Origin of the sequence: Geomonas silvestris (assembly GCF_014193515.1) — a bacterium.
Classification (GTDB): Bacteria; Desulfobacterota; Desulfuromonadia; order Geobacterales; family Geobacteraceae; genus Geomonas; species Geomonas silvestris.
Genome location: NZ_BLXX01000001.1, coordinates 57141 through 72287, shown reverse-complemented (window position 1 = coordinate 72287; position 15147 = coordinate 57141). Strand labels below are relative to the sequence as shown.

The window sequence follows — 15147 nt, the reverse complement described above, 5'->3', positions numbered from 1 at the left end:
TCAGCCTCGCATGGGCGGGGTGCGCCGCGGGTCCTGGGTCCCACTGCGCTTGTGGGACTGCAGCGCGAAGATGAGAATGAGTGCCGAAACCGTGGCGCCGACCACGATGTCGGTGAGAGCAAGCGACTGCACCACGGGGTCGACCGGCTGCGCGCCGGGGGGAATACCGCTTAAGATCGGGGCGCTGCCGTGGGCCCTGTAACCGACCGAGAGGAGCAGAAGGTAGGTGGAGGATTGGGCCACGAAGAGGCAGCTTACCAGGTGGATGGTGTTGCGGCTGGTAGCGATGCCGTAGAGCCCGATCAGGAAGAGCCAGATGGTGACCAAAAAGGGGAGCTCGCTCACGAGTCCTCCTCCTTTTTCTTCCCGATCACGACAACCTGGCGCAGGAAGGCGTCGATCAGCAACAGGAAGGCGGCACCGACCTCGCAGCCGACTAACAGGTTGCAAAGAGGAAGAGTCCCCGCGGAGAGGAGCCCACCTTCCCGCCCCAGGGGGAGCAGGTTGGTCATGAAGGGGAGCCCCACGGCGAGCGGCGACGCAGCCAGGAGGGCGAAACCTGCGGCTCCCAGCACCTTGAGCGACTCGAGCAGGGGGACCGAGGTGAAGGGGTGCAGGTCCTGGTACTCGCCGCTTAAATAGACGTAGTAGAAGGCCGTCGCCAAGAGTACCCCCCCCTGAAAGCCGCCTCCCGGGGTCAGGTGCCCGTGCACGATGATGTAGATACTGAGCATGAGGGAGAAGGGAAACATCAGCCTGCCGGCAGCTACGATGGGCTCGTTTCCCTGGGGGACCGGGCGGTCCAGGGCGTGGTCCCGCGGGGGATGCTGCCGTTCGTCCTCCTGGGGCCGGGTCAGAAGCAGGGCCCCCGCCAGTGCCGCGAAGAGGATGAACTCCTCGCCCAGGGTATCGAAGCCGCGGTAGTCGAAGGTGACGGCGGCAACCCCCTGGGGGGTGTGGCGCTCCCCGGTGCAGGTCGCGAGCACCAGGTCGCCGTAGGGGCCCGCGTAGGCGCCGAAGTCGGGGAGATCCCGCAGCGCCAGGAACAGGGGGAAGGCGAAGAGTCCGGCGATGCTCCAGAAGATGATCCTGGTGGCGCTCTGTCTCATTCGCACTCCTTGGCGCGGGTCTTCGCAACGGTCAAAAGCACCATGAGGGGGAATGCCACCGCACCGACCACCAGCTCGGAGAGCGCCACGTCCGGCGCCTGAAGCACCATGAACAGCACGCTCAGCAAAAGCCCGAATAAGCCGGCGACCAGGGACTGATGCAGAGGATCCCGCGTGGTTACCACGCCGGTGCCGGCGATCGCCACCATGACAAAGACGATTGCCTGCAGGATCTCGTTCATGACTTGGGGCGGGTGCGCAGGTAATTGGCCCGCGCGGCAGCATAGGTGATGACGGGGTTACTGATCAGGGTGACCGCGAAAACGAGGACGGCTTTCAAGGTGGCCGAGCTTAGGCCCTCCTCGAGGAATATGGCGAGGGTGACGCCCCCCAGGCCGAGGACGGCGGGGGGAGCTAGGTAGTGCAGCTTGTCGTAAAAGCCGCGCATGAGGAGCAGACCCAAACTGGAGAGCACGCAGACAAGGCTTGCGAAGCTCAGGACGAGGATGACCGGGAGGTCGGTGGGGTAGCCGCCGTTCACAGCCAACGCTCCAGGAAGCGGAGGTAGACGAGCCCCGAGGCGAAGGCGAGCACCGAGAGCACCAGGACCACGTCGTAGTAGATGTCCCGCTGGTACCCTTGCGCGCAGAGCAAGAGCACCAGTGCCGTGAGGACCTGGGCCATCTGCAGCGCGACGAAGCGCTCCATGATCCGGCCGGTCAGGCAGACCCAGATGCAGGGGAGCATGCTCAAAAGGATGATCGCGGCAAAAAGTAACCAGAGGTTCATGGCAACTCCAGGAATTCCCGGTCCAGGGGGGAGACCTCCTTGCCGACCAGTTGCCGGACCAGTGCGACGCCGGCCTCCGGGTCCAGGTACACCAGGTAGCTGTTCGGGGTGATGCAGACGCCGAAGGTGAGCAGCACGCGGCGGGCGGTGCGCTGCTCATCCGCTGGCCCCAACCGGTGCCACTCGTGAAACGCCCCCTGCGCCTCGCCGTGCACCAGGCGCCGGAAGAGCGCCAGACAGAGTAGCCAGGATTCCTGGAACATGGCCCACGGAATCTTCACGAGCGGCAGGAGCCAGGGGAGCTTGAAATGGAGCGTGGCAAGCGCATCGCGGTGCAGGTGGTGCATGGGAAGGAGCATCGCCAGGGCGAAGACCGCCCCCGTTATGAGTTCCGCACGCTCCAGCGACGCACTGAAACAAAGGTACCAGCCCAAAAAAACGGCCCAGCTCAGCATGGGCTTGAGATGATGCACTCGCATCGAAGATTCCTCGCTTGCCTGCTCGTGCAGCGCTAGAAGGTCGCCGGTTCCTCCTGGGGCAGGGCGGTCTCGTCGACAGCGGTGCGGTGCACGTAGACCAACTCCCCGCCCAGCCACCCCGATACCATGAGGAGCACAATCCCACCCGCCGAGAGCAGCACCTGGCCTTTCGAGAAGGGGACCCTCAGTCGCCACCAAAGGTCGACCACGAAGAGCGCGACCACCGCCAGGTTGCAGCTCATGTGGTAGATGCCGAGCTTTTTGACCGGTTGGCGGTGCAGGGCCAACCGGTCGATGAGCCCCGGCAGGGCGGCCGCGAGCGCTGCCAGGATGCCGGCTGCCATTGCGTAGGCCGCGAACACCGACCAGAGCGGGTTGCGCGTAGAGAGCCCGATCAGGTCGCAGATGAGGGAGAACCCCAAGAGACCGATGGGGAACGGGACCAGCATGGGGTGGATCGGGTGTTTTGCGATACGGGCCTTGGCTAACATGGCTGCTCCTTTCCCGGGAGGCGGCGTCATCGCCTCCCGTCTGGGTGTAGACGGCCGAGGCTGCTCATTGAAACCGCGACTGGTGAATTTTAAGAGGACGCTAATAAAAGTCAATGTCCTTAAAACCCGGTTCTGCATCAATCCTCGGGTTCCTTGACAACCGGAAACTGCTTGATACAAGTGAATGGTTTTTCATAATGCATTCAGCCTACACGAACTAAGGAGCGTGCTATGGGACATAACGAGAAGGCGTTTCCGGGCCAGCGCCAGGCGCAACCCGGCATCCAGGGAGAGATGGTGCCCAAGCCGGATTGTGGGGAAACAAGCTACCGGGGGAGCGGGAGACTGCAGGGGAAACGCGCCTTGATCACCGGAGGCGACAGCGGCATCGGGCGCGCGGTCGCCATAGCCTTTGCCAGGGAAGGGGCCGATGTCGCCTTCGTCTACCTGAAAGAAGAGCAGGACGCCCGCGAGACCCGGGAGATCCTGCAGCGGGAGAAGGTGCGGGTCCTCAACTTCGAGGGGGACGTCAGCGACCAGGGGTTCTGCCGCCAGGTGGTGCAGCGCACCGCAGGTGAGTTCCGCGGCCTGGACATCCTGGTCAACAACGCGGCGGAACAGCACTACGGGGAGTTCCAGCAGATCACTGCCGAGCAGCTGGAGCGAACCTTTCGCACCAACATCTTCGCCTATTTCTACCTGGCCCAGGCGGCGCTCGAGCGGATGGGGGAGGGGGGGCGCATCATCAACACCACCTCGGTGACCGCCTTCAAAGGTAACCCCATGCTGGTCGATTACTCTTCCACCAAGGGGGCCATCGTCGCCTTCACCCGGTCGCTGGCGCTCTCCCTGGCCAAGCGCGGCATCCTGGTCAACGCGGTGGCACCGGGGCCGGTCTGGACCCCGCTCATCCCGGCGACCTTTCCCGAGGAGAAGACCGAGGAGTTCGGCAAGGAGGTCCTCTTGCAGCGCGCCGGGCAGCCGGTAGAGATCGCCCACAGCTATGTCTTCCTCGCCTCGGAAGGTGCTTCCTTCATGACCGGGCAGATCCTGCATCCCAACGGCGGCACCATCGTCGGAGGGTGACGCGGCCCAAGGCCCCGCCAAGACCCCGCTCCACTTCACCTGGGGCGGGGTCTTTTGGTCTGCGGAGCCGCCGGCGCCGCGTAAGGGGTGCCAACCGGAAAAAGAGAACCCTGCACGGGTCCGGTCCGGCAAACGATCAGCTATCCCCGGGAGGGGCTATGGACGGTGGCGAAATCGATCTGGAAGTATCGCCCAAAGATCGCAAGAAGATCGAGGAGAAGGAGGCGATCGGGGCGGTGGTGGTGCACGAGGTGATCCGCCTCGAGGGTGAGGCGGAGCTTGCGCGCCCCAATGCGGCACTGGCCTGGTCCGGGCTCGCCTCCGGGCTCTCCATGGGGTTCTCGCTGCTGGGCGAAGGGCTGCTGCGCGCCCACCTTCCCGAAACCTCCTGGCGCCCGCTCATCGCCAAGCTCGGCTACTCCTTGGGGTTTCTCATCGTGGTCCTGGGGCGCCAGCAACTGTTCACCGAGAACACGCTGACCGTGGTGCTGCCGCTTTTGTACCGGCGCAACCTGGCCACCCTGGTGAACGTCCTGCGCCTGTGGGGGATCGTGCTGGCAGCGAACCTGGTGGGGGCCTACCTCTTCACGCTTGCGCTGCGTGCGCCGCTTTTCGAGCCCGGGGTGCTGCAGGCCTTTCACGACATCGGTAGTGAGGGGATGCTCCCCACCCCCTTGACCCACTTCCTGATGGCGATCTTTTCCGGGTGGCTTATCGCGCTCATGGTCTGGCTGCTTCCTTCCGCTGAAGGGTCCAAAGTTGCGGTCATCGTCATCATCACCTACCTGGTCGCCCTGGGCGGGTTCAGCCACGTCATCGCCGGGTCGGTCGAGTCGCTCTACCTGGTGGTGCACGGCACGCTGAGGTTTCCCGAATTCCTGCTCACCTTCCTGATTCCGACGCTGTTCGGCAACATCGTGGGAGGGGTCTCGCTGGTGGCGGCCCTGAACCACGCGCAGGTGGTTGCCGGCAAGGAGCGCAGATGAGGCCGGGGCAGCTGTCTCGAGCCGTGCTGGCTGCCTTTCTGGGCACCCTTTTGTGGCAGGGTAGTACCGCGGCGCAGCCGCAGGAAACCGGCTCCGCTGGGACGGTTGGCTTTAAGGGGAGCGTTCCCCGGGTCGAGCTGGTCGCCGGTACCATCGCGCTGTCGCTGGAGCGTGCGGTCGAACTGGGACTCGCCAACAACCTGGGGCTTTTGCTCAGCAACCAGGGGGTGGCAACGGCACGGGGGGAGCGCTGGATCGCCGTCGCGCAACTGCTCCCCAACCTCTCCGGCAGCGCCTCCGCCCACCACCTCAAGGAAAGCCTGGCCTCGACCGGTATCACCCTCCCCGGGGGGCCTACCGTCGTAGGGCCCTTCAATTTCTACGACGCCCGCCTTTTTCTCAGCCAACGTATCTTCGACCTCTCGGCCATCGAGCGGGAACGTGCTGCAGCGCACCAGGTGAGGGCCGCCGAGTTCTCCGAAAAGGACGCCAGGGATCTGGTGGTGCTCTCGGTGGGGGCGGGGTACCTGCAGGCGCTCGCTGGACAGGCGCGCGTCGAGACGGTGCGGGCGCAGCTAGCCACCGCACAGACCATGCTCGATCACGCCGTGGAGCTGCACCGCGCCGGCGTTACCCCGGGAATCGACGAGGTGCGCGCCCGGGTCGAGTGGCTCTCGCGCAGCCAGCAGCTCATCGTGGTGGAAAACGAGTTCGCCCGGCAGAAACTGAGCCTGGCGCGGCTGATCGGGCTCCCGCTGGCGCAGGAGGTGGCGCTCGTCGACCGGGAACCGTTCCTCCCCGCGGCAACCGGCACCCTGGCCGAACACCTGGCGCAGGCCCTCGAGGCGCGCCCCGATTACCGCGCGGCCCGGGCGGAACTGGAGGCGGCACGGTCGGCGCTGCACGCGGCCCGGGCGCAAAGGCTGCCGAGCCTTGCCCTCGACGCCGACTACGGCCACATCGGGCGGACCCTTTCCAGCCTCCAGGCGACCTACCAGATCACCGGGAGCCTCAGCATCCCGATCTTCGAGGGGGGGCGTATCCACGGCGAGGTGCTGCGGGCCGAGGCCCAGGTGCAACAGCGCGAGGAGGAACTGGGAGACCTGAGGGGGCGCATCGAGTACGAGATCCGCAGCGCCCTGCTCGACCTTGGCGCCGCGCGGCTCGAAGTGGCGGTGGCGCGCCAGACCGTGGAACTTGCCGAGAACAACCTGTGGCAGGCGGAGGAGCGTTTCCGGGCCGGGATCAACGACAACCTCGAGGTGGTGCAGGCCCAACAGTCGGTAGCGGCCGCGCAGGAAGGAGTGGTGGACAGCCAGTACCGGCTCAACCTGGCCAAGCTCATGCTGGCCCGTGCCATCGGGACCGCCTCGACCGGCGGCCTTTCCTTAGGGAGGTGATCCATGGACGAGGAAGCGCGCAGAAACGGCGCAGCTGAGCCGTCGAGTAGTCCCGGCAGCGGCGGCGAAGCGCCCCCCCAACCCGCCGAGCGCCGCAAGGAACCGCGCCGGGAGGAGGAACGGCAGGGGGAGGAGGCCGGCGCTCGACCCGAGGAACGCCAGCCGGACAAAGGGAAGGGGGGCGCCGCGAAGAGCCGCATGAAGCGGATCTTCGGCTCACGCAAGGTCCAGGTCGCCCTCGGCCTCACCGTCCTCGCGGTAGCGCTCCTCTTCTGGTGGTACTCCTCGCTGTGGGAGAGCACCGACGACGCCCAGATCGACGGGCACCTGAACCAGGTGAGCGCGCGGGTGGCGGGACAGGTGACCAAGGTCCGCTTCGAGGACAACCAGTTTGTCCGTGCCGGGAGCGTCCTCGTGGAGATCGACCCGACCGATTACCAGGTGGCGCTGGAAAGGGCACGGGCCGAACTCGCCGAGGCGACCGCCGCCGCGGAAGGAGCGCGGGTCGGGGTCCCCATCACTTCGGTGGACACCGCGAACCAGGTGGCAACCGCCCGGGCCCGGGTGGCCAACGCCCGGGCCGGCATCGTCGCGGCAAGCCGGCAGCACGCCGCCGCGCGCGCCCGGGTCGACGAGGCGCGCGCCCAAAGCGTGAAGTACCAAAGCGACCTGCGCCGCTACGGGCCGCTGGCCGCCAAGGACATCATCTCGCGCCAGCAGTACGACCAGGCGCTCGCCCAGGCCCAGTCGGCCGCGGCCAGCGTGGCGGCGGCCGACGCCACCATGCGCGCCGCCGCCCAGCAGGTGACCCAGGCGCGCGGGCAACTGGCCCAGGCGGAGGCGGAACTGCGCACCGCGCAGACCGCGCCGCAACAGGTCCGGGTCGCCAGGACCCGCTCCGCGTCCGCGGAGGCCGCCCTGCAGAGGGCACGAAGCGCGCTCCGGCAGGCTGAGCTGAACCTGCAGTACACCCAGGTGGTGGCTCCGGTGGACGGCATCACCGGACGCAAGTCGGTCGAACCCGGGCAAAACGTCAGCCCCGGCCAAAACCTCCTCTTCCTGGTCCCGGTGCAGGACATCTGGGTCACCGCCAACTTCAAGGAGGACCAACTGCGCCAGATCAGGCCGGGCCAGCGGGCGACCATCGCGGTGGACGCCTACGACCGCAGCTACGGCGGCTACGTGGAGACCATCGGGGCGGCGAGCGGCGCCCGCTTCAGCCTCTTCCCGCCGGAAAACGCCACCGGCAACTACGTGAAGGTGGTGCAGCGCATCCCGGTGCGCCTCAGGTTCGACAGGGGACAGGACCCCGAGCACCTGCTCAGGCCGGGGATGTCGGTGGTCCCCAAGGTGCGCGTCCAATGAGTGATCCCGACCGCCGCTCGCTGCCGCGCGACGAGGTCTCCCAGTGGCAACCCAAGACAAACCCCTGGGTGATCACCGCAGCGGTCATGCTGGCCACCTTCATGGAGGTGCTCGATACCACCATCGTTTCCGTCGCCCTGCCGCACATAGCGGGGAGCCTCTCTGCCACCACCGACGAGGCCACCTGGGTCCTCACGAGCTACCTGGTATCCAACGCCATCGTGCTTCCCGCCAGCGGCTGGTTTGCCAGGTACTTCGGGCGCAAGCGCTTCCTCATCACCTGCATCATCATGTTCACCATCTCCTCGTTCATCTGCGGCATCTCCGAAAGCCTCTTCATGCTGATCGTGGCCCGCATCATCCAGGGGGCGGGGGGGGGCGCGCTGCAGCCGCTTTCCCAGGCGATCATCATGGAGAGTTTTCCACCGGAAAAACGCGGCATGGGGATGGCGGCCTTCGCCATCGGGGTGGTGGTCGCACCGATCCTGGGGCCCACGCTGGGAGGGTGGTTCACCGACCACTACTCCTGGCGCTGGGCCTTTTACATCAACATCCCGGTCGGGGTCCTCGCCGTCGTGATGACCAACCTCTTCGTCGAGGACCCTCCCTACCTGCGGGCCGCCCGGCCCGGCAAGATCGACGCGATCGGCTTCGGCCTCATGGCGCTCTCGCTGGGGACCCTGCAGATCATCCTGGACCGGGGGCAGGAGGTGGACTGGTTCGCCGCCCCCTGGATCGGCTGGTTCGCCGCCATCTCCGGGGCCGCGCTGCTCGCCTTCATCTACCGGCAGCTGCAGATCGCCGAGCCGATCGTGAACCTGCGCGTCTTCACTGACCGCAACTTCACCGTGGGGACGCTGATCATCTTCATGGTGGGGATGGCCCTCTACAGTGCCATCACCATGCTGCCGCTCTTTTTGCAGACCCTCATTGGGTACCCCGCCCTGCAAAGCGGCATCGCCGTCAGTCCGCGCGGCCTAGGCGCCTTTCTCGCCATGCCGCTGGTGGGGTTTCTGACCGCGAAGGTCGATAACCGGAAGCTGATCGGAACCGGGTTCGTCCTGGTTGGCCTCTCGTTGTGGCAGTTCGCCGGTATCAACCTGGAGATCTCGGTCTGGAGCATCATCTGGCCCAGCATCCTGACCGGCGTGGGGCTCAGCATGCTCTTCGTGCCGCTCTCCACGGTCACCATGGGGACCCTGCCACGGGAGGAGATGGGTAACGCGACCGGCATCTTCAACCTGATGCGCAACGTCGGCGGGAGCGTGGGGATCTCGATGGTGACCACCATGCTCTCGCGCGCTGCACAGGTGCACCAGTCCGAGCTGACCCAGCGGCTCAGCGCCGGGGATTACTCCTTTGAGGGGCGCACCCAGTCCCTGCAACGGATGCTGCAGGGCTTTTACGACCAGGCCGACGCGGCGCGCCTGGCGCAGGGGACGCTGCAGAACCAGCTGCTGCGCCAGGCGACCCTGCTTGCCTACGTGGAAAACTTCCGGCTCCTCTCATTTCTCAGCTTTTTCTGCATCGTCGGCGTTTTTTTCCTGAAGCGGGTGCGCAGCAAGGGGCCGGCAGGAGCCGCCCACTGAGCTCCTGACCAACTCCCTGCTATCCGACCCGCCTCCTCGAACACCTACCAGCACCCACGCCCCAATCTCCAGCCCCCATGTGCATCGAGCCGCCGTTCCCCCAGCAAACAGCGGGACGCTCACCTATCCCTTTGGAGCCGCCAGCGCCGCGAGCTTGGAAGTCCGGGCGCGCCTGGCGGAGAAGGAGTGGAAACTCCTTCTCTACTGAGCTCTGCAACGTGCCGACCGGCCCTGCCTCATGCAGGGCCTATTTTTTGCCGCTCGATCCCTCAGATAACTGTAGTCTGAATCCCACAAATTGGTTTTCACGCAGGCCTTACTGTGTTAATTTGCGATAGCGCTGTCATTACGGATCGGTCGCGCCGATAGAACTCAACGCGTGATCGGCGTTTACAGGTCGAAGAGCAGGGGAGGATCCGCAGGTTACATGCGTAATTTCTCTTTTTTTGCGACGAGACCGTGCCGGACCGCATGCCGACGGGTGGCGGGGACGGCTTTCTTGTCTTTCTTCCTCCAGTGTTCTCTTTTTAGCGCAACGGTTCAGGCAGCCGACGCGGCGGATGTATGGTCCCAGGGGTGCAGGTGGCCACCGTGGACGGCAACGACTGGGCGGTTTCGGTGCGCGGCTTCAGCGGGATGTTCGCCGACAAACTGTTGGTGATGATCGACGGGCGCACCGTCTATACCCCCCTCTACGGCGGCGTCTTCTGGGACGTTCAGGACACCCTCCTGGAGAACATCGAGCGCATCGAGGTGATCCGCGGTTCGGGAAGCACCATGTGGGGCGCCAATGCCGTGAACGGGGTGATCAACATCATCACGAAAAGCGCTCACGACACCAAGGGCGCGCTCCTGACCGGGCTGGCGGGAAGCCGCGAACACGGTACCGTGGGGGTCCGCTACACGCGGGACCGGCGCGCCTTTTTTCTGGCGCTGCTTTTCCTGCTGCTGACCCTGCCGCACCAGGCGGGAACCGAGACCGCCTCGGGAGAGTACGCCCTGAAGGCGGTCTTCATCTACAACTTCTCCAAGTTCGTCGAGTGGCCGGAGAGTGCCTTCAAAACGAAGGGCGAATTCTGCATCGGGTCCCTGGGGCGCTCCCCGGTGGACCAGTCGCTGGCCGCCCTGGCCGGGCGCAGCGTGCAGGGGCGCACCATCGTCTTCCGCCGTTTCAACTCGGCCGACGAGGCGCTGCAGTGCCAGGTGGTCTACTTCTCCCGCTCCGAGCTTGCCAGGGTGGACGGGATCCTCGAGGTGCTGCGGGACCAGCCGATACTTACCGTCGCCGACCGCGAGGACTTCAGCAGGCGCGGCGGGATGCTCTCCCTGGATCAGGAGGGCGGCAGGATCGTGTTCGACATGGACTACCGCGAGACGCAACGCGCCCGCCTTAAGCCGAGCTCCCAGCTGCTCAGGCTGGCGCGCAGGATCTATGGCCGTCCCTGAAGCCGAGCCCCCTGGTGCCCAGTTCCTCAGCCACGCTGCAGCGGAATGGCCTCCGACGTTGTTATCCGGAGTGCTGCGCGTTGTAGGATTTATCCATTCACATCTCAGGTTTATCGAGGACCCGCTCCCTCCAATTTTTGGATATGATCCGGTCCGCAGGGGGGACCTTCCGTCGGAGCCGGTTCTCCCCAGAAATACCGCTTGATAAAACCCGCCATCAGACGATGAGCGGAAAGAGCCGTCCCAAAAGATCCCGGGTCGTCTCGTTCTGCATCTGCAGGGCTAGCAGAGATACTGAGGCCCTCAGCCGGAAGGTAATGTGGTACTAACGTTTTCGCACATAGCGGCCGTAAGGTCTAAGGCGCAGCGCCTGGTACGTAACCTGGTGCCGTGCGTCGTGGCCCTGTTCCTGCTGCTCCTCCCTACGGGTGGCGGTGCCGAGACCTCTTTCGGCGAGTACAGCCTCAAGGCAGCCTTCATCTTCAACTTCACCAAGTTCGTCGAGTGGCCCGGCAGTTCCCTGCGCCGCTCGGAGTTCTGCATCGCCACCCTGGGACGCTCCCCACTGGACCGGACCCTGGTGGGGCTTACCGGTAGGAGCATCCAGGGGCGCCCCATCGTTTTCCGCCAAGTAAGCTCTCCCGAGGAAGCCGCGCAGTGCCAGGTCCTCTTCATCTCTCGCTCCGAACTCGGCAGGCTCGACGGCATCCTCGATGTCCTCGGCGATCTTCCCATTCTGACCATTTCCGATCGCGAGGATTTCTGCCGTCGGGGTGGGATGCTCTCGCTGTATCCCGACAACGGCAAGATCGCTTTCGAGGTAAATCTCAACGAAACCCAGCGCTGCCGCCTGAAAGTGAGCTCTCAGCTACTCAAGCTGGCAAGGAAAGTCTATGGTCACCAGTAATCTCTCAGCAATCTCTGCTTCCCAACCGGCGCTGCCGCTTGAGGACGCTGCACGGGGAGGTAAGCGCGCCGCCTGTGCCGCTGCGGTGGGGAGCCGACCTCTTACCCGTTCGGGGTACCTCGCCTCGCAATGGTGCCGGACGGTGGGAACCCTTTTCTGCGGCGCGCTGGTTCTGCTGCTGCTTAGCGCACCCAACGCCTTTGCCTACGAAGGTGTGGTCGACGAACTGAGCGAACTGGGACTGGACGAACTGCTCAAGATCAAGGTGCTCAAGGTGTACGGCGTGTCGCGCTACGAGCAGGATGCTCACGAGGCTCCGGCACAGGTCACGGTGGTGGACGCCGAGGAGATCCGGCGCCACGATTACCGGCTCCTTTCCGACCTCCTGAAGGGGGTGGCCGGGCTCTACGTCACCGACGACCGCAACTACCGCTACCTCGGCTACCGCGGCTTCAGCGTTCCCAGCGACTACAACACCCGGGTGCTCATCATGATCGACGGGGTGCGCCTGAACGACGAGGTCTACCACCAGGCACCCATCGGTTTCGATTTTCCGCTGGACTTGCGCCTCGTGGAGCGGGTCGAAATCGTGCGCGGCCCCAGCCAGGCGATCTACGGCAACAACGCCTTCTTGCTGGTCATCAACGTGATCACGCGGATCCCGCCTGGCGTCCAGAAAACCGAGACCGAGCTTGCCGGCGACAGCACCGGTGCCTTCTCAGCACGGGCCACCGTGGGGGGGCCGGTCTCCCAGGGGGGCGGGGGGCTCCTGGTTTCCGGATCCTACTACGACGCGCCGGGGAGCGATCTCTACCTCCCCGCCTTCGACACCCCGACCACCAACAACGGCGTGGCGCGCAACGCCGACTTCGCCCGCGGCGGCAGCGCCTTTTTGAAGTACAACAACGCGAAGTTCTCCCTGCTGGGCGGTTACCTGCGCAACCTGAAGGGGATCCCCACCGGCGCCTGGGGCACCACCTTCAACGACATCATCTCGCGCACCGAGGATGAGCGTTTTTTCGGCGATATCTCCTACCATGCCGTGGAATCCCCGGCGGGAGCGCTCAAGCTGCGCGCCTACCTGAATGGCTACAACTACTCCGGCAGCTATTCCTATCGGCCCGTCATGGTCAGCTACGACCATTCCCATTCGACGACCCTGGGAGCCGAGGTGGTGGGGAACCTGGTGCTCCCGGCGAACCACATCCTCGCGGCGGGAATCGACTACCGGCGCGGGCTGCGCGTCGAACAGGGTGACTCCGGCGGGTTCCGGGACGACCGGACCGTGGACGAGGTCGGTCTGTTCGTCCAGGACGAGTACCGTCCCTTCCAGCCCCTGATCTTGACCGGGAGCCTGCGCTACGACCGCTTGAGCCGGGGACTCGATTCGCTGAGTCCCAAGGCTGCAGTGGTCTGGCTGCCGACTTCCGAACTGGCCCTCAAGTACCTCTTCGGGAGGTCCTTCCGGGCTCCCAATGCCTACGAGCACTACTATTCCGCCGAGCCGTACCGCGCCAACCCGGATCTGCGCGAAGAGGTGATGTACAGCCACGAACTGGTTGCCGACCTGCAGCTTGAGGGCCCCTGGCGGGCCACCGTCACCGGGTTCCAGTACGAGTACCAGGGGCTCATCACTACCTACGTCGATGCGGACGGCTTCTTCCGGCTGAGAAACGCCGGCACCATGCGCAGCCGCGGCGTCGAGACCGAGATCTCCGGCCGCTACGAGGACTGGTCCGGCGGGCTTGGCTACACCTACCAGAACTCCCTGCTGTTCGAGGGGAGCACCACGCATCCGCCCAACTCGCCGCACCACCTCGCGAAGCTGCACCTCTCGCGCGAGTTCTTGGCCCGCAGGGTGGTACTCTCCGGCGAACTCCAGTACACCTCACGGATTGGGACGCTCACCCCCGGCGCCAGCGTGGCTCCCTACCTGCTCGCCAACCTGAGCCTCCTGGTCAAGGACCTGGCTGTAAAAGGGCTCGACCTGTCGCTGTCGATACGCAACCTCTTCGATACCGCCTACCAGCAGCCCGGCGGCAACGAGAACCTCCCGGTAAGCGGGATCCCTCAGGAAGGGATCAGCGCCGGGGTCCGCGCCACCTACCGTTTTTAGCCGGGGCCGCCGGTATCCGCCGGCGGTTCACCCTCCCGCCTCTTTGCAGGACAACCCTCCCTCACTCGCGACCTCCCTGTGCACTCTTGCCGTCTCGGGATGTTGACAACCCATTCTCTCCACCTAGACTGTTAACGGTTAAAAATTACCAATTATAGTCTGTGCATGTTCCCTCTGCTGCCGCCCCGTCGTTCTCCTTGCAGGACGGTTGGCTGCCGAGGCGGCCGGGCAGTGGGCGGTTGCCGAGCACGTCAGGGTTAAAAGGTGTTGCGAGATGAAACCTCACGTAACGGTTGAACGGGTGGAAGTCCGGGTCTTCCGGATCCCTGCCGAGGCGCCTGAGTCCGACGGCACCTTTCGCTGGGAGGCGACCACGCTGGTCGTGGTGCAGATCCTCTCCGCAGGCGAGCGGGGGATCGGCTACAGCTATGCTACTCCGGCGGCGGGAGCCCTTATTTGCCTGAGCCTCGCGCCGGTGCTGGAGGGGATGAGCCCCTTCGATACATCCGCCTGCTGGAAGCTGCTGGTCGCGGCGCTGCGCAACCTGGGCGCCTCGGGCATCGGCATGCTGGCCGTCTCCGCGCTCGATACGGCCCTTTGGGACCTGAAGGCGAAGCTTTTGGGCGTGTCGCTTCTCGACCTGCTCGGTGCGGCGCGCGCTGCGATTCCGATCTACGGTAGCGGAGGTTTCACCTCGTACAGCATCGACGAACTGCAGCGCCAACTGGGAGGCTGGGCGGGGCAGGGGATCCCGCGGGTGAAGATGAAGGTGGGGCGGGACCCCGGGGCGGACCCGGAGCGGGTGGCCCAGGCGCGCCAGGCGATCGGCGGGCGGACCGAACTCTACGTGGACGCCAACGGCGGCTATTCGGTGAAACAGGCGCTGGGGCTCGCCGAGCGTTACGCCGTACTCGGCGTCAGCTGGTTCGAGGAGCCGGTTCCGCACCAGGATTTCGCCGGCCTGTGCCTATTGCGCGAGCGGGTCCCCGCTGCGATGGAGGTCGTCTCCGGCGAGTACGGCTTCGAGCTGGACTACTACCACCGGTTGTTGCAGGCCGGTTCCGTCGACGTGGTCCAGGCCGATGCCACCCGCTGCGGCATCACCGGTTTCCTCCAGGTGGCGGCCCTCTGTGCGGCTTACCGGCTGCCGCTCTCTTCGCACTGCGCACCCTCGCTGCACCTTCCCCTTTGCTGTGCGGTCGAATCCGCGCGGCACCTCGAATACTTTCACGACCACGTCAGGATCGAGCAGCACCTGTTTGAAGGGACCCGCGAACCGGTAGGCGGCGAACTCGCCCCGGACCGGGGCCGCCCGGGGCTGGGGCTCTCCCTGCGCGAAGAGGTTGCCCGCCGCTACCAAACCGAGAACTTCTGCTGGAGGTAA

16 protein-coding genes are annotated in these 15147 nt (G+C 65.4%); 9 read left to right on the top strand and 7 right to left on the bottom strand.

Annotation, left to right across the window (positions count from 1 at the left end):
- From GMST_RS00300 to GMST_RS00270, 7 genes are read right to left on the bottom strand one after another with little or no spacing between them, the layout of a single operon-like run.
- The gene (locus GMST_RS00300) at positions 1-345 is read right to left on the bottom strand and encodes a sodium:proton antiporter (RefSeq protein ID WP_183352531.1); all 345 of its coding nucleotides are present in this window, start codon (positions 343-345) and stop codon (positions 1-3) included.
- Positions 342-1109, bottom strand: a complete 768-nt coding sequence (locus GMST_RS00295) for an MnhB domain-containing protein (protein ID WP_183352529.1) — start codon at positions 1107-1109, stop codon at positions 342-344. The genes GMST_RS00300 and GMST_RS00295 overlap by 4 nt, the downstream gene beginning before the upstream one ends.
- Positions 1106-1351 carry a Na(+)/H(+) antiporter subunit B gene (locus GMST_RS00290; protein WP_183352527.1) on the bottom strand — a complete coding sequence of 82 codons (246 nt, stop codon included), beginning with the start codon at positions 1349-1351 and terminating at the stop codon, positions 1106-1108. The genes GMST_RS00295 and GMST_RS00290 overlap by 4 nt, the downstream gene beginning before the upstream one ends.
- Positions 1348-1650, bottom strand: coding sequence for a cation:proton antiporter (locus GMST_RS00285; RefSeq protein WP_183352525.1), 303 nt, complete (start codon positions 1648-1650; stop codon positions 1348-1350). The genes GMST_RS00290 and GMST_RS00285 overlap by 4 nt, the downstream gene beginning before the upstream one ends.
- Complete coding sequence (locus GMST_RS00280; protein WP_183352523.1) at positions 1647-1898, bottom strand: MrpF/PhaF family protein; 252 nt, start codon at positions 1896-1898, stop codon at positions 1647-1649. The genes GMST_RS00285 and GMST_RS00280 overlap by 4 nt, the downstream gene beginning before the upstream one ends.
- Complete coding sequence (locus GMST_RS00275) at positions 1895-2377, bottom strand: hypothetical protein (RefSeq protein ID WP_183352521.1); 483 nt, start codon at positions 2375-2377, stop codon at positions 1895-1897. Before GMST_RS00275 ends, GMST_RS00280 begins: the two co-directional genes overlap by 4 nt.
- 32 nt (positions 2378-2409) lie before the next feature.
- On the bottom strand, positions 2410-2868 hold the full coding sequence (locus GMST_RS00270) for a DUF2231 domain-containing protein (RefSeq protein ID WP_183352519.1): 459 nt from the start codon (positions 2866-2868) through the stop codon (positions 2410-2412).
- Between the two features lie 231 nt (positions 2869-3099).
- Here GMST_RS00270 and GMST_RS00265 point away from each other — a divergent pair, with 231 nt between their 5' ends.
- From GMST_RS00265 to GMST_RS00225, 9 genes are all read left to right on the top strand, one after another.
- On the top strand, positions 3100-3954 hold the full coding sequence (locus tag GMST_RS00265) for an SDR family oxidoreductase (protein WP_183352517.1): 855 nt from the start codon (positions 3100-3102) through the stop codon (positions 3952-3954).
- A gap of 158 nt (positions 3955-4112) precedes the next feature.
- Positions 4113-4940 carry a formate/nitrite transporter family protein gene (locus tag GMST_RS00260; protein WP_183352515.1) on the top strand — a complete coding sequence of 276 codons (828 nt, stop codon included), beginning with the start codon at positions 4113-4115 and terminating at the stop codon, positions 4938-4940.
- Positions 4937-6340 (top strand): TolC family protein, encoded by a 1404-nt coding sequence (locus GMST_RS00255; RefSeq protein WP_183352513.1) that lies wholly within the window; start codon positions 4937-4939, stop codon positions 6338-6340. Before GMST_RS00260 ends, GMST_RS00255 begins: the two co-directional genes overlap by 4 nt.
- A 3-nt stretch (positions 6341-6343) precedes the next feature.
- Positions 6344-7705, top strand: a complete 1362-nt coding sequence (locus tag GMST_RS00250) for an HlyD family secretion protein (protein ID WP_183352511.1) — start codon at positions 6344-6346, stop codon at positions 7703-7705.
- Positions 7702-9294, top strand: coding sequence for a DHA2 family efflux MFS transporter permease subunit (locus tag GMST_RS00245; protein ID WP_183352509.1), 1593 nt, complete (start codon positions 7702-7704; stop codon positions 9292-9294). Before GMST_RS00250 ends, GMST_RS00245 begins: the two co-directional genes overlap by 4 nt.
- Positions 9295-9858: 564 nt before the next feature.
- Entirely contained in the window at positions 9859-10740 is an 882-nt protein-coding gene (locus GMST_RS22705; protein ID WP_183352507.1) for a YfiR/HmsC family protein, read from the top strand.
- A gap of 319 nt (positions 10741-11059) precedes the next feature.
- A complete protein-coding gene (locus GMST_RS00235) occupies positions 11060-11647 on the top strand; it encodes a YfiR family protein (RefSeq protein WP_183352499.1) in 588 nt (195 codons plus the stop codon).
- Positions 11634-13763: a TonB-dependent receptor plug domain-containing protein gene (locus tag GMST_RS00230; protein ID WP_183352496.1), complete on the top strand. Its 2130-nt coding sequence runs from the start codon at positions 11634-11636 to the stop codon at positions 13761-13763. Before GMST_RS00235 ends, GMST_RS00230 begins: the two co-directional genes overlap by 14 nt.
- 274 nt (positions 13764-14037) lie before the next feature.
- Positions 14038-15147 carry an enolase C-terminal domain-like protein gene (locus GMST_RS00225; RefSeq protein ID WP_183352494.1) on the top strand — a complete coding sequence of 370 codons (1110 nt, stop codon included), beginning with the start codon at positions 14038-14040 and terminating at the stop codon, positions 15145-15147.

Excerpts from the sequence above, each read along its gene's own strand:
- GMST_RS00295 (WP_183352529.1), bottom strand. The coding sequence starts at position 1,109 with ATGAGACAGAGCGCCACCAGGATCATCTTCTGGAGCATCGCCGGACTC.
- GMST_RS00290 (WP_183352527.1), bottom strand. The coding sequence starts at position 1,351 with ATGAACGAGATCCTGCAGGCAATCGTCTTTGTCATGGTGGCGATCGCC.
- GMST_RS00280 (WP_183352523.1), bottom strand. The coding sequence starts at position 1,898 with ATGAACCTCTGGTTACTTTTTGCCGCGATCATCCTTTTGAGCATGCTC.
- GMST_RS00275 (WP_183352521.1), bottom strand. The coding sequence starts at position 2,377 with ATGCGAGTGCATCATCTCAAGCCCATGCTGAGCTGGGCCGTTTTTTTG.
- GMST_RS00270 (WP_183352519.1), bottom strand. The coding sequence starts at position 2,868 with ATGTTAGCCAAGGCCCGTATCGCAAAACACCCGATCCACCCCATGCTG.
- GMST_RS00265 (WP_183352517.1), top strand. The coding sequence starts at position 3,100 with ATGGGACATAACGAGAAGGCGTTTCCGGGCCAGCGCCAGGCGCAACCC.
- GMST_RS00260 (WP_183352515.1), top strand. The coding sequence starts at position 4,113 with ATGGACGGTGGCGAAATCGATCTGGAAGTATCGCCCAAAGATCGCAAG.
- GMST_RS00255 (WP_183352513.1), top strand. The coding sequence starts at position 4,937 with ATGAGGCCGGGGCAGCTGTCTCGAGCCGTGCTGGCTGCCTTTCTGGGC.
- GMST_RS00250 (WP_183352511.1), top strand. The coding sequence starts at position 6,344 with ATGGACGAGGAAGCGCGCAGAAACGGCGCAGCTGAGCCGTCGAGTAGT.
- GMST_RS00245 (WP_183352509.1), top strand. The coding sequence starts at position 7,702 with ATGAGTGATCCCGACCGCCGCTCGCTGCCGCGCGACGAGGTCTCCCAG.
- GMST_RS22705 (WP_183352507.1), top strand. The coding sequence starts at position 9,859 with ATGGTCCCAGGGGTGCAGGTGGCCACCGTGGACGGCAACGACTGGGCG.
- GMST_RS00230 (WP_183352496.1), top strand. The coding sequence starts at position 11,634 with ATGGTCACCAGTAATCTCTCAGCAATCTCTGCTTCCCAACCGGCGCTG.
- GMST_RS00225 (WP_183352494.1), top strand. The coding sequence starts at position 14,038 with ATGAAACCTCACGTAACGGTTGAACGGGTGGAAGTCCGGGTCTTCCGG.